20 protein-coding genes are annotated in these 23236 nt (G+C 68.3%); 8 read left to right on the top strand and 12 right to left on the bottom strand.

Translation table 11 applies throughout. The features are described from left to right. Nucleotides 1–4: 4 nt before the first annotated feature. A complete protein-coding gene (locus OU996_RS19960) occupies nt 5–2338 on the bottom strand; it encodes a PAS domain-containing sensor histidine kinase (RefSeq protein ID WP_267583330.1) in 2334 nt (777 codons plus the stop codon). Nucleotides 2339–2584: 246 nt separating this feature from the next. Here OU996_RS19960 and fae point away from each other — a divergent pair, with 246 nt between their 5' ends. Further along, entirely contained in the window at nt 2585–3124 is a 540-nt protein-coding gene (fae, locus tag OU996_RS19955; RefSeq protein ID WP_267583329.1) for a formaldehyde-activating enzyme, read from the top strand. A gap of 50 nt (nt 3125–3174) precedes the next feature. Here fae and pepN read toward each other — a convergent pair whose 3' ends face one another. Further along, complete coding sequence (gene pepN, locus OU996_RS19950) at nt 3175–5823, bottom strand: aminopeptidase N (protein WP_267583328.1); 2649 nt, start codon at nt 5821–5823, stop codon at nt 3175–3177. Between the two features lie 168 nt (nt 5824–5991). Here pepN and OU996_RS19945 point away from each other — a divergent pair, with 168 nt between their 5' ends. After that, nucleotides 5992–7245 carry an acyltransferase family protein gene (locus tag OU996_RS19945; RefSeq protein ID WP_267583327.1) on the top strand — a complete coding sequence of 418 codons (1254 nt, stop codon included), beginning with the start codon at nt 5992–5994 and terminating at the stop codon, nt 7243–7245. Between the two features lie 3 nt (nt 7246–7248). Here the strand turns inward: OU996_RS19945 and folB are convergent, their stop codons facing one another. The 3 genes from folB to OU996_RS19930 are packed head-to-tail and all read right to left on the bottom strand — an operon-like array spanning nt 7249 to nt 9626. Then, complete coding sequence (folB, locus tag OU996_RS19940) at nt 7249–7611, bottom strand: dihydroneopterin aldolase (protein ID WP_267583326.1); 363 nt, start codon at nt 7609–7611, stop codon at nt 7249–7251. Between the two features lie 15 nt (nt 7612–7626). Next, nucleotides 7627–8667: a hydantoinase/oxoprolinase family protein gene (locus tag OU996_RS19935; RefSeq protein WP_267583325.1), complete on the bottom strand. Its 1041-nt coding sequence runs from the start codon at nt 8665–8667 to the stop codon at nt 7627–7629. Then, nucleotides 8664–9626: an ATP-grasp domain-containing protein gene (locus OU996_RS19930; protein WP_267583324.1), complete on the bottom strand. Its 963-nt coding sequence runs from the start codon at nt 9624–9626 to the stop codon at nt 8664–8666. Before OU996_RS19930 ends, OU996_RS19935 begins: the two co-directional genes overlap by 4 nt. 44 nt (nt 9627–9670) lie before the next feature. Between OU996_RS19930 and OU996_RS19925 the strand changes: the two genes are divergently transcribed. Beyond that, on the top strand, nt 9671–10369 hold the full coding sequence (locus OU996_RS19925; protein ID WP_267583323.1) for a HisA/HisF-related TIM barrel protein: 699 nt from the start codon (nt 9671–9673) through the stop codon (nt 10367–10369). Here the strand turns inward: OU996_RS19925 and OU996_RS19920 are convergent. The 6 genes from OU996_RS19920 to OU996_RS19895 all read right to left on the bottom strand — a co-directional run bounded on the left by OU996_RS19920 (nt 10359) and on the right by OU996_RS19895 (nt 16223). Continuing rightward, on the bottom strand, nt 10359–11180 hold the full coding sequence (locus OU996_RS19920) for a triphosphoribosyl-dephospho-CoA synthase (protein WP_267583322.1): 822 nt from the start codon (nt 11178–11180) through the stop codon (nt 10359–10361). The two genes, OU996_RS19925 and OU996_RS19920, sit on opposite strands and share 11 nt — an antisense overlap. After that, nucleotides 11180–12100, bottom strand: coding sequence for a RimK family alpha-L-glutamate ligase (locus OU996_RS19915; protein ID WP_267583321.1), 921 nt, complete (start codon nt 12098–12100; stop codon nt 11180–11182). The genes OU996_RS19920 and OU996_RS19915 overlap by 1 nt, the downstream gene beginning before the upstream one ends. Continuing rightward, complete coding sequence (gene mch, locus OU996_RS19910) at nt 12097–13065, bottom strand: methenyltetrahydromethanopterin cyclohydrolase (protein ID WP_267583320.1); 969 nt, start codon at nt 13063–13065, stop codon at nt 12097–12099. Before mch ends, OU996_RS19915 begins: the two co-directional genes overlap by 4 nt. Nucleotides 13066–13072: 7 nt before the next feature. Continuing rightward, the gene (locus OU996_RS19905; RefSeq protein ID WP_267583319.1) at nt 13073–14236 is read right to left on the bottom strand and encodes an ATP-grasp domain-containing protein; all 1164 of its coding nucleotides are present in this window, start codon (nt 14234–14236) and stop codon (nt 13073–13075) included. After that, the gene (locus OU996_RS19900; protein ID WP_267583318.1) at nt 14202–15098 is read right to left on the bottom strand and encodes an NAD(P)-dependent methylenetetrahydromethanopterin dehydrogenase; all 897 of its coding nucleotides are present in this window, start codon (nt 15096–15098) and stop codon (nt 14202–14204) included. The genes OU996_RS19905 and OU996_RS19900 overlap by 35 nt, the downstream gene beginning before the upstream one ends. Nucleotides 15099–15182: 84 nt before the next feature. Continuing rightward, complete coding sequence (locus tag OU996_RS19895) at nt 15183–16223, bottom strand: beta-ribofuranosylaminobenzene 5'-phosphate synthase family protein (protein WP_267583317.1); 1041 nt, start codon at nt 16221–16223, stop codon at nt 15183–15185. A 191-nt stretch (nt 16224–16414) separates the two neighbouring features. Here OU996_RS19895 and OU996_RS19890 point away from each other — a divergent pair, with 191 nt between their 5' ends. The 5 genes from OU996_RS19890 to OU996_RS19870 all read left to right on the top strand — a co-directional run bounded on the left by OU996_RS19890 (nt 16415) and on the right by OU996_RS19870 (nt 21660). After that, a complete protein-coding gene (locus tag OU996_RS19890; protein WP_267583316.1) occupies nt 16415–16795 on the top strand; it encodes a 4a-hydroxytetrahydrobiopterin dehydratase in 381 nt (126 codons plus the stop codon). 17 nt (nt 16796–16812) lie between these two features. Beyond that, nucleotides 16813–18045 carry a formylmethanofuran dehydrogenase gene (locus OU996_RS19885; protein ID WP_267583315.1) on the top strand — a complete coding sequence of 411 codons (1233 nt, stop codon included), beginning with the start codon at nt 16813–16815 and terminating at the stop codon, nt 18043–18045. Further along, a complete protein-coding gene (locus OU996_RS19880; protein ID WP_267583314.1) occupies nt 18046–19713 on the top strand; it encodes a formylmethanofuran dehydrogenase subunit A in 1668 nt (555 codons plus the stop codon). A 226-nt stretch (nt 19714–19939) separates the two neighbouring features. Beyond that, nucleotides 19940–20866, top strand: a complete 927-nt coding sequence (gene fhcD / locus OU996_RS19875) for a formylmethanofuran--tetrahydromethanopterin N-formyltransferase (RefSeq protein WP_267583313.1) — start codon at nt 19940–19942, stop codon at nt 20864–20866. Beyond that, on the top strand, nt 20863–21660 hold the full coding sequence (locus OU996_RS19870) for a formylmethanofuran dehydrogenase subunit C (protein ID WP_267583312.1): 798 nt from the start codon (nt 20863–20865) through the stop codon (nt 21658–21660). Before fhcD ends, OU996_RS19870 begins: the two co-directional genes overlap by 4 nt. 87 nt (nt 21661–21747) lie before the next feature. Here the strand turns inward: OU996_RS19870 and mgtE are convergent, their stop codons facing one another. Continuing rightward, entirely contained in the window at nt 21748–23151 is a 1404-nt protein-coding gene (mgtE, locus tag OU996_RS19865) for a magnesium transporter (RefSeq protein WP_267583311.1), read from the bottom strand. Nucleotides 23152–23236 lie beyond the last annotated feature (85 nt).

The following is a 23236-nucleotide window of genomic DNA, read 5'->3' as shown; positions in this document are numbered from 1 at the left end:
GTGTTTAGCGCGCAGGCCGCGCCGGCGCATTACGATAATGCAGCGCCGGGCGGCCCTGCAACGGCAGGCGGATCACCACTGTCGTGCCGACCCCTTCGGAGGAGCGCAGGCGCATCGTGCCGCCATGCAGCTCCACCAGCGACTTGGCGATGGCGAGCCCGAGGCCCGAGCCCTTGTAGGTCTTGGTGAACTGGCTCTCCACCTGCTCGAACGGCTTGCCGATCTTGGCCAGCGCGCTTTTGGGGATGCCGATGCCGGAATCCTCGATCACCAGCAGCGCCGCGCGGTTTGAGGCGCGGGTGCGAATGGTGATGCGCCCATGCTCCGGCGTGAACTTGATGGCGTTCGAGATCAGGTTGAGCGTGATCTGCTTCAGCGCCCGGCGGTCCGCCTCGATGGTGACGGCCTCGTCCGCCTCGCTGACGATGGAAAGATGCTTCTCATCCGCTCGCACCGACATGACGCGGATGGCGTCGGTGACAATCTCCTCGAGATTGGTCGGCTGCAGGTTGAGCTGCACCCGGCCCGCCTCGATGCGGGACATGTCGAGAATGTCGTTGATGACGTCGAGCAGATAGCGGCCGGAATCGCGGATGTCGCGGCAATACTCGTTGTACTTGTCGCTGCCGAGCGGCCCGAACAGGCCACTTTCCATCAGCTCCGAGAAGCCGATGATGGCGTTGAGCGGCGTGCGCAGCTCATGGCTCATATTGGCGAGGAATTCGGACTTGGCGCGATTGGCGTCCTCCGCCTTGGTCTTCTCGTCGGCGTAGTTCTGCGCGAGTTCGGCGAGCTGGAGGGCCTGCATTTCCAGCGTCTGCTGCGATTTCCTGAGATCGGCGACCAGCGCCATCAGGCGCTTTTCGCTCTCCATCAGTCGTTCTTCGTGACGTTTGAGCGCGGTGATGTCGGTGCCGACCGAGACGAAGCCGCCATCCTTGGTGCGCCGCTCGGCCACCTTCAGCCAGCGCCCGCCCTCAAGCTGCGCCTCGAAAGCGCGGGCGCCTTCCTCCGGCCGGTCCTCGGTGCGCAGCGGAATGCGCACCACGGGCTGGCGGGCGATGGCGGCGATGGTCTCGAAGGGTGTACCGGGCGCGACATTGGTGTCGCCGAAGCCGTGCAGCGACTGGAACTTGGAGTTGCACAGCACCAGCCGGTTGGCGCTGTCCCACAGCACGAAGGATTCCGAGATGCTCTCGATGGCGTCGCGCAGCCGCATATCGGCGGTGGCCGTGCGCTCGGCGAGGCGGCGTTCCTCGGTCACATCGACGGCGATGCCGACGAGATGCGGCGGCTCGCCATTCTCCTGCGCCACCACTTCCGCCCGCGCCCGAAGCCACACCCAATGCCCGTCCGCGTGCTTCATGCGGAAGACACGCTCGATGGTGCGGCCCGGCTTGTCGGCGATTTCCTTGGCGACATCGTAGAGGTTCGTGTCGTCGGGATGCACCAGCGCGGCGACCTCGCCAAAGGAGACGAGCTCGTCGCGCGGTTCATGGCCGAGCATCTCGAACATGGAGCTCGACCAGAACATGCGCCCGCGGCCCATGTCCCAGTCCCACAGGCCGCAGCGACCGCGCGAGAGTGCGGTGTCGATGCGCGCGCGCACCGTGTCGTAAATCCCGTCCGCCTCGCGCGCTCGCGTCGCCTGCCAGTGAAAGGCGAAGCCGAGGATCATCAGCACCGCACCGGTGGTGCTGAGCAGGGTGACGGTGAGGATGGTGTCGGACTGCCAGGTCGCGAGCGCGCTGCCGATCGGCTGGAGCGCCACGAGTTGCAGCGGCAAAGCATGGAGATTGTGGACGGTCGCCAGCGCGGGTGTACCGTCGGGCAGCGCCACTTCGAGCACCCCGGCATCTTCGGCAAAGATGGCGAGGGCCTGCACATTGCTGATGAGGTGGCGGATCGCGTCGGCGGTGCCGCTGGCGCTGGTCCCGGCGCCGTCCGCGTCATGGGTGACGATGACCTTGCCGCCGGCATCGACAAGGCCATAGCGGCGCCGGTCGTCGACCGCACGGGCGGGGAGGGCCGCCGCGAGCACGGCCTCGACTGCCGTGCCGGCGGCGCTGCGCCGGTCGATGTCGCTGGAGACGGCGGCGGAGAAGAGGGCGAGCTCGTCTTTGGCATTGGCCAGCGCGTCCGCCCGGTAGGAGCGGATCTGGATGATCGCGGCTATGGCGACGATGGCGATAAACGCCACGATCAGCGCCGGCACCGCCTTGCGCATGAAAGGTTCGGCGTCGACCAGCCGCTGATATGCAGGTTTCGCCACCGAGCGCGCGAGGCCTTGCATGGCCTGCGCGCGCACGGATGCGCCTGCAGCGTTGGCGCGCGCCATCGCTGGTCTCCCCCGAAGTCCCAGTGCCCGATCCGATGAAGGAGGGATGTGCCGCATCTCTCCGAATCACCCCGATTTGAATCGAATCGCCCCCTCCCTGTCCAGAGTCCCGGGGAGTCAAGTTAAGGAATCGGCAATCTCTGGGTGGTCGCAGCGGTGCAGCGGTAATGTCGGCGAGGCGCATGGACGGAGCTAAAGCCCTGATGCTATGCGCTCTCCAGCGGCACGCGCACCCTGGAGAGAAAAATGAGTGAAATTTGGTTCCGCACCGGCGAGGCGACGGTGCTCGCGGCGGATGGTCAGTACACCGACGCCATGCCCGAGGTGCTGATCGGTTCGGTGCGCGGCCCGGCCGGCCACGCCTTCGCGTCGATGATGGGTCAGGTGCAGGGTCACACCCGCATGTTCGTGGTCCGCGACCTGAACCAGCAGGTGCGCCCGGCGACGATGATGACCACCAAGGCGACCATCCACACGCTGGAATATGTCGACCTGCTCGGCGGCGTGGTGCAGGGCGCCATCGGCGATGCCATCGTCGACGCGCTGGCCGAGGGCATCCTGCCGAAGGACCAGGCCGACGAGCTGTGCATGATCGTGATGGTGTGGCTGGACCCGCGCTGCGCCGAGGACGCCAACCTCGACAAGGCCGATCTCTACCGCACCAATTACGAGGCGATGAAGATCGCGCTGGAGCGCGCCATGACCGGCAAGCCGACGGTGGACGAACTCATCGCCAACCGCAAGACGGTCAAGCACTACGCCCTCGACGGCGTGGTCGAGTACTGAGCGGCCGGCCCGGCCGCGTAGAGGTCGGGCCACCGATCGGCGCCCCGCGCTCAGTCGAGCGCGCGGGAGGCGATGTCCGACACATCCGGCGACAGGCCCGGCGTGTCGGAGACGCGGCGCAGCGCACTCTGCGCGCGACCGGCGCGGACGGCTTCGAGCGCTCGCCAGCTCTTGAAGGCGGCGAGCAGCCGCGCCGCGACCTGCGGGTTACGGCTGTCGAGGCTGAGCACCGTTTCCACCACGAACTCATAGCCGGCGCCATCCGGTCGGTTGAACTGCGTCGGGTTGGCGCTCGCGAAAGAGCCGATGAGCGAGCGCACCCGGTTCGGGTTGGTCATGGCGAAGGCCGGGTGGGCGCTGAGTTCGCGCACCCGCGCCAGTGTGCCCACTTCGGCAATCTGCGCCTGCAGCGCGAACCATTTGTCGATGACCAGCGGGTCGTCGCGGTAGCGCTCATAGAAGGCGGCGAGGACCGCCTCTCGCTCGTCCGGCGCGTTGTGGGCGAGCACGGTGAGCGCCGCGAGGCGGTCCGTCATGTTGTCGGCGGTCTCGAAATGCGCCAAGGCCCGCGCGATGTCAGCCGGCCCGCCGGCGGCGGCGAGCAGGTCTAGCGCGGTGTTGCGCAGGGCGCGCCGGCCTGCCGAGGCCGCATCGGGTGAATAGTCACCTGTGGGCGAGACGCGCGCATACGCGGCTTCCAGGGAGCTGCGCAGAGCCTCGCCGAGCGAGCGGCGCAGCCATTGGCGGGTCTGGTGGATGGCGTCGGGGTCGACGTCCCGGCCGATCTCGCGAGCGACATCGGTCTCCGACGGCAGGGCCAGCGTCTGGGCGACGAAAGCCGGGTCGAGCGCGTCGTCTGCCAGCGTGGCCGAGAGCGCCGCGACCAACGGCACCGCCGAGGGGGCCGGCTCGCCATCCCGCAGCGCCCGCGTCGCCGTGACGAGATGGGTCAGCGCGAGGCTCTGCACCGCGTCGAAGCGGTTGAACGGATCGCTGTCGTGACCGGCGAGGAAGACGAGGTCGTCCGTCGTCAGGTTCGAGCTCAGCTTGACGGGCGCCGCGAAGCCGCGATTGAGCGAGGGCACCGGCCGGTGCGGCAGATCGCGGAACACGAAGGTCTGCTTGGGAGCCGTGACCAGCAGCACGCCGCGCTCGGCATTGGAGCCGTCATCAAGGTTGAGTGGGAGGTCAGTGCCGTCACGGCCGACGAGGCCGAGCGTCAGCGGGATCACCATGGGCTGCTTGCTCGGCTGGCCCGATGTCGCCCGCAGGCGCTGCTCGACATCGAGCCGCAGCGTGCGCGCCGCCTCGTTCCAGTAGGATTCCACCCGAAGTTCCGGCGTGCCGGACTGCGCGTACCACAGCGCGAACTGCGCGAGATCGACACCATTGGCGTCGGCGAAGCAGGCAAGGAATTGCTCCACCGTCGCCGCGTCGCCGTCATGGCGGTCGAAATAGAGGTCCATGCCGGCCCGGAAGCCCTCCACGCCCAGCACGGTCTTGAGCATCCGCACGACCTCGGCGCCCTTCTCATAGACCGTCGCCGTGTAGAAGTTGTTGATCTCGCGATAGGTGTTCGGCCGCACCGGATGGGCCAGCGGGCCGGCATCCTCGGCGAATTGGTGGGCTTTCAGCAGGCGCACATCGGCGATGCGCTTCACTGGCCGCGAGCGCATGTCGGAGGAAAACTCCTGATCGCGGAAGACGGTCAGCCCTTCCTTGAGACAGAGCTGGAACCAGTCCCGGCAGGTGATGCGGTTGCCGGTCCAATTGTGGAAATATTCGTGGGCGATGATCGCCTCGATATTGGCATAGTCCGCGTCGGTCGCCGTCTCCGGCGTCGCCAGCACGTATTTGTCGTTGAAGACGTTGAGACCCTTGTTCTCCATCGCCCCCATGTTGAAGTCGGCCACGGCGACGATGTTGAACACGTCGAGGTCGTACTCGCAGCCAAAGACCTCCTCGTCCCAGCGCATGGAGCGCTTGAGCGCGTCCATGGCGTAGCCGGCTCGGCCCGTCTTGCCCGGCTCGACATAGATGCCGAGTTCGACCTGCTTGCCGGTGGCCGTGGTGAAATGATCGCCGATGCGCTCCAGATTTCCACCCACCAGGGCGAAGAGGTAGCAGGGCTTCGGCCAGGGATCATGCCAGACGGCATAATGGCGGCTCGTGCCCTCGATGTCGCCGGCTTCCACCCGGTTGCCATTGCCGAGCAGCACGGATGCTTCGTCGCGCTCCGCCTCGATGCGTGTGGTGTAGACGGCGAGAACGTCGGGCCTGTCCGGGAAATAGGTGATGCGGCGGAAGCCCTCCGCCTCGCATTGCGTGCAGTAGGTGCCGCTCGAGCGGTAGAGGCCCATCAGCTTGGTATTGGCGGAGGGGTCGATCAGCGTCTCGATGGTCAGTTCGAGCGGCTGCTGCGGCGGGACCAGAATGGTGAGAGACTCGGGGCTTGCGGCATAGGACGTGCCGGCCAGTGGCTCGCCATCCAGTGCGACCGCCTTCAGCACCAGCCCGTCGCCGTCGAGCACGATGGGTGAGCCGGCGCGCCCCTCCGGGTTGGGACGCATTGCAAGGCGTGCAATCACCCGCGTGGCGGTGGGGTGCAGGCGCACATCGAGATGCACGGTATCCACGAGCCAGTCCGGCGGCCGGTAGTCGCTGAGGCGGACAGGCTGAGGCTCGGCATCACGCAACATGGGAAGGCTCCGTACAGGGGTGCCCAACAAGTAGAGCCTTGCGCCGCGATCTGAAAGCCCCCGCGCGCCGTCGCCTTTCATGCATCAGGGAACCTGATCCAACCCTCCCGGTTAATGGATCGCTGGGTGGGGGCCCGGTGCGGTGACGACTGCGCCTGCAGAGGACACATGAGCATGAAGATGACGGCGACGAACGAACGGTTCGAAGCTCTCGATTCCTGGCGCGGTATCTGTGCCGTCATGGTCATCATCTACCATTTCATTTACATTATCCGACTGGATTATTTGCATTGGAGCGTGATCTCCAACGCGTATCTGTTCGTCGATTTCTTCTTCGTGCTGTCGGGCTTCGTGGTCTGCCACGCTTATCGCGACCGCCTGCGCAGCGGGCGCCATGTCGGCGGGTTCCTGCTGCGGCGTGTCGGCCGGCTCTGGCCGCTGCATCTGGCGGTGCTGTTCGCCTTCATGCTGGCGGTCATGGCCATCAATCTCTACGGCCGGCATCCCGACAATCTGATGATCGAAGCCGGCACCGGCAACTACTCCCTGCGGGCGCTGCTGCTGAACGTGGCGCTGCTCAACTCCATGGGCTTTCACGGCGTAGCCTGGAACGGCCCGGCCTGGAGCATCGGGGCGGAGTTCTACACTTACGCCCTGTTCGCGGCGGTCACCCTGCTGGCGGGAGCCCCGCGGCTTGTGCCGGCGGCGATCGCCGTCATGCTGCTGGCGATGGGGGCCATCCTGCTGGCGGCACCGACCTATATGAACTCCACTGCGGACTACGGCTTCATCCGCTGCATCGCCGGCTTCTTCGGTGGGGTGCTGACCTATCATCTCCACCAGCGGCTGCGCCACCGGGCCTTGCCGATGGCGACGCTCTGGGAGGTGACGGCGGTCGTGCTCGCGGGCCTGTTCATCGCCTTGGTCGGCATCGGACCGGACGAGGTGCGGCCGTGGAGCGTTCTTGCCCCCGTCGCCTTCGGCGCGGCGATCCTCGTCTTCGCCCGCGAGGGCGGCCTGGTCTCGGCGGCGCTGCGCACCCGCCCGCTGCGCGCGCTCGGCGGCTGGTCCTACTCGATCTACCTGATCCACATGCCGCTGCTGATCCTGCTCGCCTATGGCATCTGGCTTTATGGCGACGTGGCGGGTGTCGCGGTGCGCCAGCAGGTGGATGTGCTCGGCCACGCCAAGACGCTGTACGATCTCGGCAATCCGCTGCTCACCACGGTGCTGCTCGCGGGCTTCGTCGCGCTGGTGATCGCGCTGGCGTCGTTCACCTATGCGCGGATCGAGGAGCCGTGGCGTGACCGTTTCGCCCGCGTCGCCCGCAATTACGAGACGCGCGGGCGCAGCTATGCCCCGTTCCCCTCTCGCTCGGTGGTCGGCGTGACCGTCCCCGTGCGCGCCCAGCGCCGCCGCTGACGCTCAGCGGGCCCGGGTAATCTCCACGCCGGCGTCGCGGAAGATGCCGGCGATGGGGGCCGAGGGCTTGTGCAACTCGACCCGCACTTTTGTCACCGCCGGGTACCGCTCCAGCACCGTCTGGCAGATCGCCTGTGCCAGCGCCTCCAGAATGTGGAAGCGATGACCCGAGGACACCTCGTGCACCAGCGCGAAGACCTTCTCATAGCCGACCGTCGCTCCGTAATCGTCGGCAATTGCGGCGGGCGCCGCGTCGAGCCACCAATCGATGTCGACGATGAAGCGCTGGCCGAGCCGCGCCTCCTCCTCATGCAGCCCATGATGAGCGTGCAGTTCGATGCCCCGGAGGAAGATGCGGTCGGACATGGGTGTTCCTGAGCTTCAGGCGGTGAGGGCGGCGGCGAGGAGGCCGACGGCGACGGCGGGCGCGCAATCCGCGGCGGCGGCGGCGAGGCTCTCGTCGTCGGTGAGCACATTGGCAAGGTCGAGATAGGTCACATCCCGCCGTTCGGCGAGGCGGGCGGCCAGAAAACGTCCGACGCCGGCGCCGACGATCAGCTCAGTGCCGTTCTCCTGCGCCGAGGCGACGCAATCGATGGCACGGCTGAGCCGATGCACCTGCGCCTCCGATAGATGCCGCGCCAGCGCCTTCGCCGATGCGAGGCTGCCGGGGGCGAGATCCTGCCCGACCATGCGCAGCAGACGGCGCGCGCTGGCGTCCTCGGTCTTCGGCCCGCCATCGGCGCTGGGATGCAGGTCCGCCCCTTCCGGTAGGTCGCCGGTGAGGCGGTAGATATCTGCCGTGGTCGCGTAATGCTCGGCCATGAGCGGCAGCCAGCGCCCGCCCAAGGGGGCTTCGGCGGCGAGCGCCATGACGGGCGTGCGCGCCGCGCCGGTATAGATCAGCTCATTGCTGGCGAGGCGCTCGGCATCGGTGAAGCCGCGCGCGGTCACCCGGCCGGAGGAAAAGGGGATGATGTCGGCGGTGGTGGAGCCGATATCGATGAGCAGGCCGCCCGGCAGCAGATGCGCCAGAACGGCGGCGGTGGCGTACCAGTTGGCCGAGCCGATGCTGTCGGCATGGGCGACCGCCTGCTCCGCCGGCACGAAGCCTTCCGGTCCCGCGAACAGGGCCAGCGGGGCGCCGCCGAGCTCCTCCATAAGGATCGCCGCCGTGCCGATGACGCCGCTGCGCCGGTCCGGCCATAGATCGGCGACCTCGGCCGTCATGGTCACGGCGGAAGGCACGTCCGCGGCGAATTCGGCGCGCAGGCTGCGGATTGCCTCACGCAGATGATCGGCGCCCTTCCACACCGGGCAGGGCACGATGCGCACGGCCTTCAGGCCTCCCTCGAATCCGAAGGCGGCAAGCTTCACATGGGCGCCGCCAACATCCCAACCAAGGCGGGCAATACGGGTCAAAGGCTGATCTCGACTGGGAGTGTGGGGGGAAGACGTCTCATGTCCGGCACCGCCCCGTCCTGCACGAGCTCGGCGACGAAGGCCAGCGGGTTGATGCCGAGTGCGCGTCGAAGGCCGACATAGGAGGTGGTCAGCCGTGGATTGATCTCGAGGACGACGGGCCCGGCCTGCGTCGCGATATAGTCGATGCCGAGCATCCCGTGCAGGCCGGGCAGGGCGGCGCCAATGGCATCCGCCAGTGCCCGCAGGCTGTCATCGACCGGAAAAGCGCCGACCGTCAGGCCCTTTAAGATCAGTTGGCCATCGAATTCGACCACATGCTGGCGGTTGGCGGTGAGCACCTGGGTTCGCCCCGACTGGCAAAGCAGGGTCAGGCTCGCTGCCGCACCGACGATGAAGGGCTGGATCACCACCCCGGCGGGATAGGGGCCGGGAGGCAGCCGGCGGAACACGTGCACGTCCATGGCGCCGGCGCCATCATCCGGTTTGATGACCAGCGGTCCGGAAAGGCCCGGCGGTACGGTGCTGGGCGACCAGCTCGGCACGACCGCGATTCCTGCGGCGGCAAGATGGGTGGCGGTCCGCAGCTTGGAGCTGCAGATCTGCAACGTCTCGACATCGCAGGCGATCACCCGGCCGTTGCGGGCCTCCAACTGTTCCACGAGGGTGTGCAAGATGCCCTCGCATTCCGGCGCGATCGGCCAGCAGCAATCGGCACGCGCCGCCAGGTCGCTCCAGATGGCGCGGGTGTCGTCCTGGGCGCTTATGGCTCGGCTCTCCCCGCGCGGCGGGGCGGGCAGGCGGGCGTCGTGCGTGGTGAGGACATGGACCCCCGGCAGATCCACGAGATCGGCGATGAGCGCGTCGCGCATCATCGCGCCTTCGGCTATCAGCGTTTCGGGAAGATCGACGCCGGCATAGTCGCCGCCGGAGACTGTTTCGCAGACGAAGACCCGCATCAGACGTTCAAGCCCGGATAGACACGTCCCGGAAGGATCGCACCTTGGAACTTATACCTGTCCTCGACCTGATGGGAGGTGTGGTCGTGCATGCCCGGCGCGGCATGCGCGCCCAGTACCGGCCGATCGCCACCCCGCTTTGCGCGAGCGCCGAACCAGCGGAGGTCGCCGCGTCGCTCCTCGCTCTTGCGCCGTTCCGCACGCTCTACATCGCCGATCTCGACGCCATTGCCGGTAAGCAGGGGCATGACGCGACGATGCGCGGGCTGATGGAGAGCCATCCGGATGTGGACATGTGGGTCGACGCGGGCGAGGCCGCGCCTCCGGCGGTCGCGCGCCGCGCCGCGCAGGGGCCCGGTCGGCCGGTGGTTGGCAGCGAGGCGATGGTCGATTTCGCCACCGGGAGCGCGGCGCTGGCGGTCGGCGGGGCGATCTTCTCGCTCGATTACGGCCCGGAAGGACCGCGCGGGCCGGCGCTGCTCCATGAAGACGCGGCGCTGTGGCCGGAGGCGGTGATCGTCATGACGCTCGCGCGCGTCGGCGCCGGCGAGGGGCCGGATCTGGAGCGGCTGGGTGACATCATCCGCCGCGCCGGCAACCGGCGCGTCTATGCGGCCGGCGGGGTACGTGATCTCGATGATCTCGCGCGCCTGGCCGACGCCGGCGCGGCAGGCGTGCTGCTGGCGAGCGCGCTTCATGACGGGCGACTTTCACCCGATGCCATTGCCCGCTTCATGGGCTGAGCGCCGCCGCGAACAGGGTGGCGACCGTCAGATCGGCAGTCGTGCCCGGGTTGAGGCCGCGCTGCTTCAACGCCTGGTCGAAGGCGAGCAGCGGCGGATGCCGCTCGGCCGCCGGTGCGGTGAAGTCCACCACCAAGGCGACCTCCGCCGCTTCCCGGCGCACCGCCTCCGCGACCTCCGGGCCGAATTTGCGGGCGATATGGCTGTCCGGGAAGGCGGCGAGAAAGCCGAGATGCACCGCCTCCGCGCGAGCTTCGGGCTCGGCATGGGCCAGACTGTCGAGGCGTGGCAGGCCGCGCTCGAACACATCGGTAAAGCCGCTGACATATTGCCGGGCGATACGGTCGCGCCCTGCCGCCAGCGTCATGGCCTGGATCAGGCCGATGCGCGGGGGTGCCGCGACATCATGCGATTCATGCCGGCCGAGCCCGCCGGGATTGGCCTGCGCGATGGCTCGAAAGGTCGCCTGCGCGTCGGACGCATCAAGCTCGGCCAGCGCCGCGTGAAGGCGGTCGCGCAGCGGGCCGCCCCGTTCGGCCGCCACGGCAAGCGGCGCGCACAGCAGGACGATGCCGAGATTGGTGTTGAGCCCGGTGGCCGCCAGCGAGGCCGCCACCGCCCCCTCGATCCGCGCCCCCATCCGTTCGCCGGCAGCGGCGATGAACGGCGCTGCGGCATCGGCCGCACGCTCGAAATGACCCACTTCCATGCCGTGACCGGGGCTGAAGCGATGAACATTGCCCGCTTTCAGCGCGGCAAGCTCGGCCGCGCAGGCATGCTGAAAAGCCAGGGCGATGGCGTCGGGCGGCATCAGGCGTCGATCCGGGTGTCGGCACGCTGCGCGATGCTGCGCGCCACATGCGCGGCGAGGGCGGCGACGACGTCGACCTCGGTTGCCTTCTGCAACCCCTTCCAGGCTGGCATGGAGTTTACCTCCAGCACCTGGAAACGGCCCTCCGCATCCTCGATCAGGTCCACCCCGGCATAGTCCGCCCCGACGGCGGCGGTGGCGCGTATGGCGAAATCGAACGCCTGTTCGTGGAAGGGGGCTGGCTCGCCCACCCCGCCTTGGTGGATGTTGGTGATCCAGCGCGGCGAGCGGCGGATCATGGCGGCGGCGACGTTGTCGCCGATGACGAAGACCCGCCAGTCGCAGAAATCGGTCCGCGCCGGCTGCGCGACGAAGTCCTGAAGATAATAGACGCCGCCGACCTTCTCGGGCTCCGGCAGTTCGGTCCGTGCCGGCACGCGCCGTATGCCCTTGCCCTGCGCTCCGAAGAGCGGCTTCAGCACCAGATCGCCCGGCGCCTCGTCTACCAGCGCCTGCATCGCGGTGCGATCCTCACCGACGAAAGTGCGCGGTGTCGGCAGGCCAGCGCGGGCGATGAGGAAGCTGGTCATGCTCTTGTCGACGCAGCGTTCGACCGCCCGCGCATCGTTCATGACGAGAACGCCGAGTTCGCGCAACGCGTGCAGCAGGCCGAGCCGCGCGGTGATCTGTTCGGTCGAGCCCTTGGCGATGAGCCGCACAAAGGCGGCGGCGGGCAGCTTGTCGCCGAAGCCGGGCAGCACCAGCCCATGGGTGGTCTCGCCGATGGCGAAACCGCAATCATTGAGCGAGAGCACGCTGACGCCGAGCCCCTCGCGCTCCAGCGCCGCCTTCAGCGTGCGGGTGTGCCAGTCGGCATCCTCGGTGAAGATGACGACGCGGTCGCTGCGCGGCGCGCTCATGCGAAGGAGCGGTCGAGTACCGCTTCATTATACGCGCCGTGGCTGAAGCTGCGGCCGGTTTCGAGCGCCGTGACGGTGACGCGCGCGGGGCTGAACAGCATCGGGTCCATGGCGTAGAAATCGCCATTATAGGCCGCGAAGATCTCCCCGAACGGTCGGCCATAGTCGCGAGAACTGGCGCTTGGCAGGCCGGAGGCCAGCACCGCGGCTTCCTCTTCGGGACCATCGACGAAGAGATGCACATCGCCGCCATAGAGGGTGGCGTCGTTGGTGCGGCCCATGGCGGCGACGAAATCCGGCGCGGGCGGCGGCAGCGGCGCGCTGGCCAGCCCGTCGATGATGCGGTCCAGCGGGAAATGCAATGCGTGCGCCTTGTGCAGCGCCACTTCCATCACCCGCGCGACGATCTGCACCGTGCCGGCGAGGCTGCGCGTAGGCGTGAGGATGAGGGTCAGCCGGTCCACCGCCACGCCGCAGTCGAGGGCGATGCGGTCGATCAGCGGTTCGGGCGGGAACTGGTCGACCTCCAGCACCAGCGTGGCACTGGCGGCGCTGTCGCGGTAGCCGAGTTCCTCAAACAGCTTCTCCTTGGCATGGAGCGCCCGGCCGGGACCGGAGCCCAGCGCGAAGAAGTCGCCCTCGGCAAGGCTCCAGCCGGCATATTGGCTGGCGAGGCAGCCCATCACCGGATCGGGCGAACGCACGCTGACCAGCGTGCCCCAGCGGGCAAAGCGCGGGGCGGGAACGATCTCGACGCTACCGAGGCCGCCGAGGCAGATCTCGGCGATCAGCCGGCCCGCCTCGATGCCGCCGCGTGCCACAATGCCCGCATCGACGATCCGCGCGCCCTTGGCGCTGTGGGTGACGGAAAGGCGCAAGGTTTCGGCGCGCGCGACCAACGCATCGACGAGCGGCGCGGCGAGGGCGGAGACGCTCGGGCGCGAGGGGCGGGAAAGGGTATCCATCAGAGTGTTACTCCGCAGCTTGGCGGCTGGCTGCGTTCAGCCCATGCCAGATGTGATCGAGGCGCCCGGCGAGTACGGCACGGGCTTCCGAGACGGTGGAGCCGCCGGCGAACACGGTGCAGACCGGTTCGCCGGGGCCGATTGGGGTGCCGGGCGCCGGTCGATCGGCGGTCCAGTCGGGGAGAGGATCGGTGCCGGTCTCGACCGGCCGATCGGCATAGTGGATGGCGGCGGCCCGGGCGCCACCGAACGTCTCAGTATCAGCGATTGCCAGCTCTGGAAGGCGCCCGGCACAGGCCTCGATGTGAAGGCGCAGCAGCGGGGGCAGCGGCGCGCGGTCGAAAAGGTCGAGCGTTGCGCCGGGGCGCGGGTTGATCTCGATGAGCCACCAGCGTCCGCCGTCGACGATGAGATCGGCACTGGCCAGTCCGACCAGCCCGCTGGCGCCGGTTATGGCGTCGAGCGCATGGCTGACCTCGGCTTCGAGGAGCGTCGCGAGGCGGATCGGCCCCGCCGCGCCGCCATAGCGGAAGGGCGCGCCGGCAGCGGGTGCGCACCATTGCTCGGAAAAACCGATCAGCCGCGCCTGCCGGCCATTGCCCAGAAACAGCGCCGAGGCGGCATGGCCCGCCACGAACTCCTGCAGGTAGCGACCGGCTCCCCCGGCGGTGTCCGCAAAACGCACATGCCCGCCGCCCGCGCCCCCCGCCTGCTTTTCAACCGTGCGTACACCGGCGGGTGCCGTTTGCGCGAACACGCGCGGGTGCGGCACGTGAAGATCGGCGAGCAGGCCGGCAAAGGCCTCCGGCGTCTTGAGCCAGGTCAGCGTGCGCCGGCCATTGGCGAGCACTGGGAAGTGCGTCGCCAGCGTCTCTACCAATTCCGGTCGATCCTCGAAGCCGCTGCCGAGCACGACGGGCACGCCCCCCGGCACATGCGCGCCGAGCTGCGCGATGAGATCGTCCGCATCGAAGCTCAGCCCGCTAGCCGAGCGCAGCCGCACATATGTCGCGGCGAGCGCACGCGTGTCCTCGTCCCCGAACAGGTCGAAGACGAGAGGGCGCAGTCCCGCCCGGCGCGCGGAGGCGGCGAGCGCCCGCCCGCTGAGCGCGACAACCGCGATGTCGGCGTCCGTCTCAGGCGGCGAGGGAGCGTGCGAGCGCAAAGGCATCCTCGAAACCGAAGGTGAGGGCTTCCGTCGTGACCTTCATCCGCTTCAGCAATTCATGCTGCACGCGGTACTTCAGGTGCCCGATGGTGAGCGCGCCGATGCCAAGCGTGCCGTTCGCCAGCACCTTGCCATCCGCATGGGCGTCGATCCCCGCGATACCAGCAGGCGGCACGGCGTTCACATCGGCGGCGGCGATGAGATTGCGAGCGGAGGCGAGGGCGTCGGCCGACAGGATTTCGACGCCCGCCTTGCCGCAGGCGAGCACGACATGGGCTTCCGGCACCAAAGCGCGCTTCTCATCCTCGCTGGCGGCGCTGGCGCTGGCGATGTCGACATCGAAGCGGCGCTTGAAGTCGCGCGCCTTCACCGCCACCGCCTCGACATCGCGGTGGCTGACGAAGGTGACGTGGGCGCCAGCCTGCGCGGCGATGACTCCGGCAATGCCGCCGACCACGCCGGTCGCGCCATAGACCTGAACCTTCAGGCCCTTGACGCCATCGGGATGCGTCGGGCGCAGCTTGCGCTCGACTTCGGCCACCATGGCGGCGGCGGTGGTGAAGGAGCCGGCCGGGTCGACGAACACGGAAATCTCGAAGGGCGGAAACAGCACGCTCTTCGCCTTGGCCGCCATGTCGAGGGCGAGGCTCGCATCCTTGCCGCCGATAAACAGGCCGGTGCGCGGCGCCGCCTGAGGCGCGCGCGAGAACATCATGTCCTGCGTCAGGTCACCCATCTCGTCGAGGGTGACGCCCGAATAGGGCAGGATGGTCGTGTAGCCGGCGTCGACGGCCATGTTCACGTCGAAAGGCGAGACGTGACGCAGTGGGGAGACGATGTGGAGAATCGGGGCGATGTCCGCCATTGGTTTCGATCCCTAGGCAAAAACGGGCCTTGCGGCCTCTGATGATGGGGAAGGAGCGACGCGGGCCCTAAGCCAAAGCCGTCGCTAGCACTGCTCGACGCAGGCAAGCCATTCGATCCGTGCGCCGGCGTTGCTGCCGCGTACACAGTCGAAAGCCAGAGCGGGCCGGTCGCCGAAAAGCGCGCGGGCCTCGCTGATCACCTGGTCCGCCTCTTCCGGGCTGCCGAGAATGGCAAAACCGGTGGGGCCCCAGGAACTCTGGCCGAGCCCGCGCAAGCCGCGCGTCTCCAGCCAGTCCATCACCTCGGCGACGGCCGTGCTTGTATAGCGGCCACCTTGGGCGTCCGCATAGTGGTCGCCGAGGAGTCGTTGCATTTCGCCGATCGCGGCGGCGAAGTAATCCACATCCGCTTCCGCCAGCGCCGGCAGCGCCACCATCACGGCAAGGCGCGCCATATGGCTCGCCAGCGTGTCGGCGAAGGGCGGGAGATTGTCCATCGCCGAGACTTCGGCGGCGCCGCTAAGCCCCTGATGGGCGTTGTCATATACCAGCAGAATGCGCCAGTGATCGGGGAAGGGCAGGCGCGAGAGGATGGGCGGCGGCGCGTCGGAGCCGCGCTTCTTGCCGCCGTCCAGGATCACCCCGCCCTCGGTGAAGGCGCCGATGCCGATGGCCGAGCGGGCCCCGCGACCCAAAGCCGCGCCGATCTCGCGGGGGGAGAGCGTCAGGTCGTTCAGCAGGCACAGACCGGTCGCCACGGCGATGCCAAGCTGGGTGCCCGAGCCGAGGCCTGAATGCGGCGGCAACGCCGATTCCACCGTGATTTCAACGGCTTTGTCGATCTGAAAACGCTGCGCCGCCCTCTCCGCTGCCGCCAAAGCGCGTCCCGCATCGGGGCCGGAAGCGGTCAGCGCGTCGCTTTTGCGCATCCGCACGATGGTCGAGGGGCGGTCGAGGGTGATGCCGAGGCTGCCGAAGCGGCGGCCGAGGGTGCCGGCGAGGTCGATGAAGCCAAGGTGCAGACGTCCGGGCGCGGTGATGCGCACCACGTTCAGACCGTCCTCCTGGCGCGCCGTCGGCGATTGGCGTGTTGTTTTGTTCACCGGCGTTTCCTCGTGCTGCATCGTAAGGCTCCCGTGGCACGCAGGACAAGCGCCACTGTGACCCTGTTGAACGCCGGCCGCGCGGATTTGCTGCCGATCTGGCGACAATTGTCCGCGAGTTGGGGTTTGCCGGGCGCCCCCGCCACGTGCTACCGAATCGTTAAAAGCTGCCCGCGACAGAACGGGCGGACCTGCCAGGAGGACGCCAGTAAATGGCCGTTGATCCCAAAAAGACCTTTACCTCCAAAGAGGTAGAGGATCGCCTCGCGATCGATCTGCCGCACTGGAAGCTCCAGGACGGGTGGATCCGGCGTACCTATCGCACCTCCAGCTGGAAGGGGACGCTGATGGTCATCAACGCTGTCGGCCATCTGGCGGAGGCGGCTTGGCACCATCCGGATATCACGGCGTCCTATGCCTGGGTGGAGGTACGGCTGATGTCGCACGATGCCAAGGGCATCACCGAGCGCGATTTCCAGCTCGCCAAGAAGATCGAGGAGGTGGTCTCCTGGCAGCCCGCCCTCGAGCCCGGCAGCGCGCTGGAAGGCACGCCGCGCGGCGACCAGCGCTTCTCCTACATCAAATACGATTGACAGATCAGGTAGTTACCATGGCGCAGGTGCAGACGTTCGAGAATGTGGCCTGCGGCTTTTGCGGGCTCGGCTGCGATGATCTGACCCTCGAAGTGGAGGGCCGCGCCGTCCGCGCCAAGGCCCCGGTCTGCCCCGAAGCGGCCCGGCTGTTCCGGCGTCTGGATACCGCTGAACCGGTGGCGCGTGTGGCCGGTGAGGTGACCAGTCAGGCCGATGTGTACAAAGAGGCGCACCGCATTCTCGCCGGCGCCACCGCCCCGGTGATCGCCGGCTTCGGCACCGACATGGCGGGCGCCGGCGCGCTGGTCGATCTCGCCATCCGCTTCGGCGGGGTGCTCGACCATCACGCCTCGCCGGGCCTGTTCCGCAACTACGCCGCCGCCCAGCGCACCGGCTGGCTCTCCACCACGCTCGCCGAGGTCCGCAACCATTGCGACCTGCTGGTCGTGGTGGGCGACGACCCGACCGCGAACTGGAGCCGGCTGTTCGAGAAGTTCTACCCGGCCACCCCGCTCTTCGCGACCGGCGAGCGGCGGGTGGTGTTCCTCGGTGGTACTCCGTCGGAGAAGGCCCGCCGGCAGCTCGCCGGCATCACGATTTCCGAACTGTCCGGCGACGCGGTCGAGGTGCTGGAGGCGCTCGCCCTTCTGGTCTCCGGGCGCACCCCGCCGGTGGCCGCCAGCGGGGGCCTGCCGCTCGCCGAGCTGGCGAGCCTCGCCGAGGCGCTGCGCGCGTCGAAATACGCCGTGGTGACGTGGAACGCGGCGGCGCTCGATGATGGCGACCTTGTTGCCGAGCGCGCCACCGCGCTGGTCGACGCGCTGAATGTGACCACCCGCGCCGGCGTGTTCCCGCTGGGCGGCGTCGACAACATCATGGGCGTGAACCAGCTCCTGCTGTGGCGGCTCGGCTACCCGCTGCGCACGCTGGTGCGCGGGCAGGGCAGCACCCATGACGGCACGCTCTATTCGACCGAGGCCGCCCTTCGGGATGCCGACGTGCTGCTCTGGGTCTCCGCCTTCCGGCCGGAGCCGCCGCCCGATTTTTCCGGCAAGGTGATCGCCCTTGCCCATCCCGATACGATTTTTCAGACAGAACCTGATGTTGTCATCCCTGTGGGCACCCCCGGCATCGACCATGCCGGCACCGTGTTCCGCATGGATTCCATCGTAAGCCTGCCGCTCGGCGCCTTGCGCGTCGCGACGCTCCCCAGCGTTGCCGAGGCTGTGCGTCGCCTAGCGGAGGGGTAGATGAGACTGAGGCTGAAGGGCGGGCGTGTGCTCGACCCGGCCAATGGCGAGAACGGCGTCGCCAGCGGAGCCGTGCGCGATATCGAGATCGAGGACGGCCGCATCATTGCCGCCACCGATCAGAAGGCGGATGCCGAATACGACCTCGCCGGCGACGTGGTGATGGCGGGCGGCATCGACCTGCACAGCCACATTGCCGGCGGCAAGATGAACCTTGCCCGCCTGCTGATGCAGGAAGACCGCAAGGCCTTCCCCGAAATGCCCGGCAATTTCTGCGGCTGCGGCGGCGGACGGGCGGCCCCCACCGCCCATGCCACCGGCTGCCGCTACGCGGAGCTGGGCTACACCACGGTGTTCGAGCCGGCCATGGTCGGCGCCAATGCGCGCGGCGCGCATCTGGAAATGGCTGATATCCCCAATCTCGACACCGGCGCCTATCTGGTGCTCGGCAATGACGATTTCTTCCTGCGCCTGCTCGCCGCCGGCGCGCATCAGGAAACCGTCAACGCCTATGTCGGCTGGATGATCGAGGCGACGCAGGCCTTCGCCATCAAGATCGTCAATCCCGGCGGCATCAACGCCTTCAAGTTCAACGCCCGCAAGATGGAGCTGGACGAGGCGAACCCGCATTATGGCGTCACGCCGCGCAAGGTGCTGACGACGCTGATCCGCGCCGTCACCGAGCTCGGCCTGCCGCACCCGATCCATCTGCATGGCTGCAATCTCGGCGTGCCCGGCAATGACGAGACGACGCTCGCCACCATCCGCGCGGCGGAGGGGCGGCGGCTGCACCTGACCCATCTCCAGTTCCATTCCTATGGCACGGAGGGCGACAAGCGCTTTTCCTCCTCGGCGGCGCGCATCGCCGAGCTGGTCAACGCCAACCCGAACATCTCGGTCGATGTCGGGCAGGTGATGTTCGGCCAGACGGTGACGGCCTCGGCCGACTACATGTCGCAATACCGCAACCGCGCGATTGCCTCACCGAACAAGTCCATCGGCATGGACATCGAGCTGGACGCCGCCTGCGGCGTGGTGCCGTTCGAGTACAAGGACAAGTCCTTCGTCAACGCGCTGCAATGGGCGATCGGGCTGGAGCTGTTCCTTCTGGTGGAAGACCCCTGGCGGATCTTCCTCACCACCGATCACCCCAATGGCGGGCCGTTCACCACCTACCCGCATCTGATCCGCCTGCTGATGGACTGCGATTTCCGCAACGCCCAGCTGGCGACGCTGAACAAGGCGGCGCAGAAGCACACGATGCTGGCCGAGATCACGCGGGAATATTCGCTGGAGGAGATCGCCATCCTCACCCGCGCCGCCCCCGCGCGCATTCTCGGCCTCACCGACAAGGGCCATCTCGGCCCCGGCGCGGTGGCCGACATCGCCGTCCATCGCGAGGACAGCGACCGCGAGGCGATGTTCTCGACCACCCGCATGGTGTTCAAGAATGGCCGGCTGATCGTGAAGGACGGCGTGGTGGTGGAACTCGCGCAAGGCACCACCCATGTCGCCCGCCCCACCTTCGACCGCGCCATCGAGACCGACATGAAGCGCTGGTTCGACGAGTCGGTCGGGCTGAAAGCGCAGCATTTCCGCATCAGCGACGGCGAGCTGCGGGGCGGTGCGGGCCCGACCATCCTCACCTGCGAGCGGGGGGAGGGGTGATGAAACCGATCCGTTTGGTGCAATCCTCGCAGCCTGCTGGCCGTCATGGCCGGGCTTGGCCCGGCCATCCACGCCTTTCTCCGGTGCGCCCCGCGGCGGCCAAGACGTGGATCCCCGGATCAAGTCCGGGGATGACGGTGTACGGAGCGATGATCCTGGCTGGAGACACGCAGCCCCTCTTCACCTCTCCCCGTCGGGGAGAGGGAGCTTTTCGGGAGGGCGCGCGATGATCCTCAATGGCGTCGAGATCCGCGATACCTTCGCGGAGGCCTTTCCGATGGTGGGCACGCGGCTCATCGTCACCGCCGACACGCCGGACTGGGCTCTGACGGCCGGGCGAGTCACCACCGGCTTTGCCACCTCGGTCATCGGCTGCGGCTGCGAGGCCGGGATCGAGCGCGTGCTGGCGCCCGAGGAGACGCCGGACGGGCGGCCGGGCGTGGCGCTCCTCATCTTCGCGATGGATTTCGGCTCGCTGAAGAAGGTCGTGCCGCTGCGCCTCGGCCAGTGCGTGCTGACCTGCCCGACGACCGCCTGCTATGCCGGCGTCGAGGGCGGCAAGCGCGTGCCGCTGGCCAAGACGATCCGCTATTTCGGCGACGGCCACCAGATCTCCAAGAAGCTTGCGGGCAAGCGCTTCTGGCGCGTGCCGGTGATGGAGGGCGAGTTCGTCTGCGACGAGGATACGGGCTCCGTGGAAGGCGTCGGCGGCGGCAATTTCCTCATCCTCGCCCGCTCGCGCGGGCAGGCGCTGCACGCCGCCGAGCAGGCGGTGGCGGCGATGGGGACGGTGCCCGGCATCATCCTGCCCTTCCCGGGCGGGGTGGTGCGCTCGGGCTCCAAGGTCGGCTCGAAATATAAGGGCATGTTCGCCTCGACCAACGATGCCTATTGCCCGACGCTGCGCGGCGCCGTGCCGAGCCAGCTTCCCCCGGAGGTCGGCTCGGTGATGGAGATCGTCATTGACGGGGTGAGCTTCGAGGCGGTGGCGGAAGCGACGCGCGTCGGCATCGAGGCGGTCTGCGCGGTCGGCGCCGAGGGCGGCGTGCTGGCGGTCGACGCCGGCAATTATGGCGGCAATCTCGGGCCGTTCCACTTCAAGCTGCGCGAGATCATGAGCGCGGGAGCGGGCAGCGCGGGAGGCGTGGCATGAGCGGCGTATCATTGAAGCCGCGCGCGGCCTTCGAGGTGCGGGTGGACCTGTCGGGGCTGACGCCGGCGCTGGCCTGCGCCACCTCGCTGCGCGAGCTGGAGCACCATTCGATCCCCTATGGCGCGAAGGCCGTGCCGATGGGCGAGCTGTTCTTCATCGAGGGTGCGCCCGAGGGCGTGCTGCTGATCGAGATCGGCGATGAGCGCCTCGACGGCGTCGGCGCCGGCATGAGCGGGGGCGAACTGATCGTCGACGGCCGCGTCGGCGCCTGGGCCGGTTTCGGCATGTCCGGCGGCATGCTGCGTATCTCCGGCGAGGCCGGGGACTTTCTCGGCGCGGAAATGTCCGGCGGGCGGATCGAGCTGGCCGGCAATGCCGGGGCTTATGCCGGCAGCGCCTCCTCCGGCTCGCGGCGTGGCATGTCGGACGGCGTGTTGAAGATCGCCGGCTCCGTGGGGCCGCGCGCGGGGGCCCGTCAGCGCGGCGGGCTGATCCTCATCGGCGGCGATGCCGGCGAGGGGCTGGCCACCGGCATGATCGCCGGCACGGTCAGCGTCGCCGGATCGGTCGGCGCGCGCGCCGGGCGCGGTATGAAGCGCGGCACGCTGCTGGTGGGCGCGCTGCCGGACCTGCCGGCCGGCTTTGCCGACACCGGCACGCACGACCTCGTCGCGCTGCGCCTGCTGGCCCGGCGCGTGCCGGACCTTGCGGGCGTGCTCAAGGATGTCACCCAGGCGCGCCGCCTCGTCGGCGACACGCTGATGGGCGGGCAGGGCGAGGTCCTGGTGGTCTAGCCGCCTATCGTCATCCCGGACGGCCCGAAGGCCGATCCGGGATCGCGTGCCAAGACGGCTGACGATCCCGGCTCGACGTTGTTCTTTCTAGAGCAACGTTCCGTGCAGGATGACCAGGGCGACGGTGAAGTAGATCACCAGCCCGGTCACATCGACGAAGGTCGCCACGAAGGGCGCGGAGGCGCTTGCCGGGTCGAAGCCGAGGCGGCGCAGGACGAAGGGCAGCATCGAACCGGTCAGCGAGCCGAAGGTGACGATCGCCACCAGCGCCGCGCCGACCGTCGCCGCCACCAGCACCCAGTGCTCGCCATAATCATGGAAGCCCGCGAGCTGCCAGATGGCGATGCGGGTCATGCCGAGCGTGGCGAGGATCGCGCCGAGCACGAGGCCGGAGGGCAGCTCGCGCAGGGCGACGCGCCACCAGTCCTTCACCTTGATCTCCCCCAGCGCCAGCGCGCGGATGATCAGCGAGGTCGCCTGCGAGCCGGAATTGCCGCCCGAGCTCATGATGAGCGGGATGAACAGCGTGAGCACGATGGCGCGCTCCAGCTCGTCCTCGAAATGCTGCATGGCGTTGGCGGTCAGCATCTCGCCGAGGAACAGGATGGAGAGCCAGCCGGCACGCTTCTTCAGCATCGCCAGGAACCCCATCTCCATATAGGGCTCGTCCAGCGCCTCCATGCCGCCGAATTTCTGCACGTCCTCGGTGTTCTCCTCGATGATCGCGTCGATCATGTCGTCGACGGTGACGATCCCCAGCACATGGTCGTTGTCGTCCACCACCGGCACGGCGAGCAGATCGTATTTCGAGATCAGCTTGGCCACTTCCTCGCGATCGGTCAGCGGGGAGGTGGTGATCGGGTCATGGCGCGGGGCGACCGAGAGGATCGGGTCGTCCGGCGCGCCGGTGATGAGGCGGCGCAGCGTCACCGCCTTGAGCAAGGCCTGGCTGTCGGGATCGAGCACATAGATGGCGTAGATGGTTTCGCGCGTGCGCTCGATCTCGCGCAGATGGGCCAGCGTGCGCCCCACCGTCCAGTCGGCCGGCACGGTGACGAATTCGGTGGTCATCAGCCCGCCGGCGCTGTGCTCGGGATAGGCGAGCAGCCGGGTCAGCTCGGCCTGCGTCTCGGCGGGCAGATGGGCGAACAGATGCGAGCGCCCCGGCTCCTCCATCCAGCGGAAGAGGTCGGCGGCGCGGTCGGCAGACATGTCGGTGAGCAGGCGCACCGCCTCCTCGACCGGCAGCGCCTCGATCAGCTCGCTGGAGAGGTCGAAATCCGGCAGGTCGAGGATCTCGACCTGTTTCTCGCGCGGCAGGCTCGCCAGCACGGCGGAGGCGGTGTGACGTTCTTCCTCGTCCAGCGCCTCGGCGATGTCGGCGGGGTGCTCCTCGGCGAGCTCGGCAGCGAGGGCGGCGGCGTCCACGAACTCATCATCGCGGCGGGCATCGTCGCGGCGGTCATCCGCCGGGGTACGGGTATCGTCCATCTTGGCTCTCTTTCCGACGTCCGGTCACCGGAGGCGGACGCAGAGAGCCGATGCCCCTCAGGGCCGCGGTCGGCTCAGAGCGCCG

The organism is Ancylobacter sp. SL191 (assembly GCF_026625645.1).
Classification (GTDB): domain Bacteria; phylum Pseudomonadota; class Alphaproteobacteria; order Rhizobiales; family Xanthobacteraceae; genus Ancylobacter.
The sequence above is the reverse complement of the archived record's forward strand: the minus strand, read 5'-3'. Positions and strand labels throughout refer to the sequence as shown.

Coding starts and splice junctions, on each gene's coding strand:
- fae (WP_267583329.1), top strand. CDS start 2,585: ATGAGTGAAATTTGGTTCCGCACCGGCGAGGCGACGGTGCTCGCGGCG.
- mgtE (WP_267583311.1), bottom strand. CDS start 23,151: ATGGACGATACCCGTACCCCGGCGGATGACCGCCGCGACGATGCCCGC.
- OU996_RS19890 (WP_267583316.1), top strand. CDS start 16,415: ATGGCCGTTGATCCCAAAAAGACCTTTACCTCCAAAGAGGTAGAGGAT.
- OU996_RS19880 (WP_267583314.1), top strand. CDS start 18,046: ATGAGACTGAGGCTGAAGGGCGGGCGTGTGCTCGACCCGGCCAATGGC.
- pepN (WP_267583328.1), bottom strand. CDS start 5,823: ATGTTGCGTGATGCCGAGCCTCAGCCTGTCCGCCTCAGCGACTACCGG.
- OU996_RS19930 (WP_267583324.1), bottom strand. CDS start 9,626: ATGCGGGTCTTCGTCTGCGAAACAGTCTCCGGCGGCGACTATGCCGGC.
- folB (WP_267583326.1), bottom strand. CDS start 7,611: ATGTCCGACCGCATCTTCCTCCGGGGCATCGAACTGCACGCTCATCAT.
- mch (WP_267583320.1), bottom strand. CDS start 13,065: ATGGATACCCTTTCCCGCCCCTCGCGCCCGAGCGTCTCCGCCCTCGCC.
- OU996_RS19905 (WP_267583319.1), bottom strand. CDS start 14,236: ATGCCTTTGCGCTCGCACGCTCCCTCGCCGCCTGAGACGGACGCCGAC.
- OU996_RS19960 (WP_267583330.1), bottom strand. CDS start 2,338: ATGGCGCGCGCCAACGCTGCAGGCGCATCCGTGCGCGCGCAGGCCATG.
- OU996_RS19895 (WP_267583317.1), bottom strand. CDS start 16,223: ATGCAGCACGAGGAAACGCCGGTGAACAAAACAACACGCCAATCGCCG.
- OU996_RS19920 (WP_267583322.1), bottom strand. CDS start 11,180: ATGCCGCCCGACGCCATCGCCCTGGCTTTTCAGCATGCCTGCGCGGCC.
- OU996_RS19900 (WP_267583318.1), bottom strand. CDS start 15,098: ATGGCGGACATCGCCCCGATTCTCCACATCGTCTCCCCACTGCGTCAC.
- fhcD (WP_267583313.1), top strand. CDS start 19,940: ATGATCCTCAATGGCGTCGAGATCCGCGATACCTTCGCGGAGGCCTTT.
- OU996_RS19945 (WP_267583327.1), top strand. CDS start 5,992: ATGAGCATGAAGATGACGGCGACGAACGAACGGTTCGAAGCTCTCGAT.
- OU996_RS19915 (WP_267583321.1), bottom strand. CDS start 12,100: ATGAGCGCGCCGCGCAGCGACCGCGTCGTCATCTTCACCGAGGATGCC.
- OU996_RS19870 (WP_267583312.1), top strand. CDS start 20,863: ATGAGCGGCGTATCATTGAAGCCGCGCGCGGCCTTCGAGGTGCGGGTG.
- OU996_RS19885 (WP_267583315.1), top strand. CDS start 16,813: ATGGCGCAGGTGCAGACGTTCGAGAATGTGGCCTGCGGCTTTTGCGGG.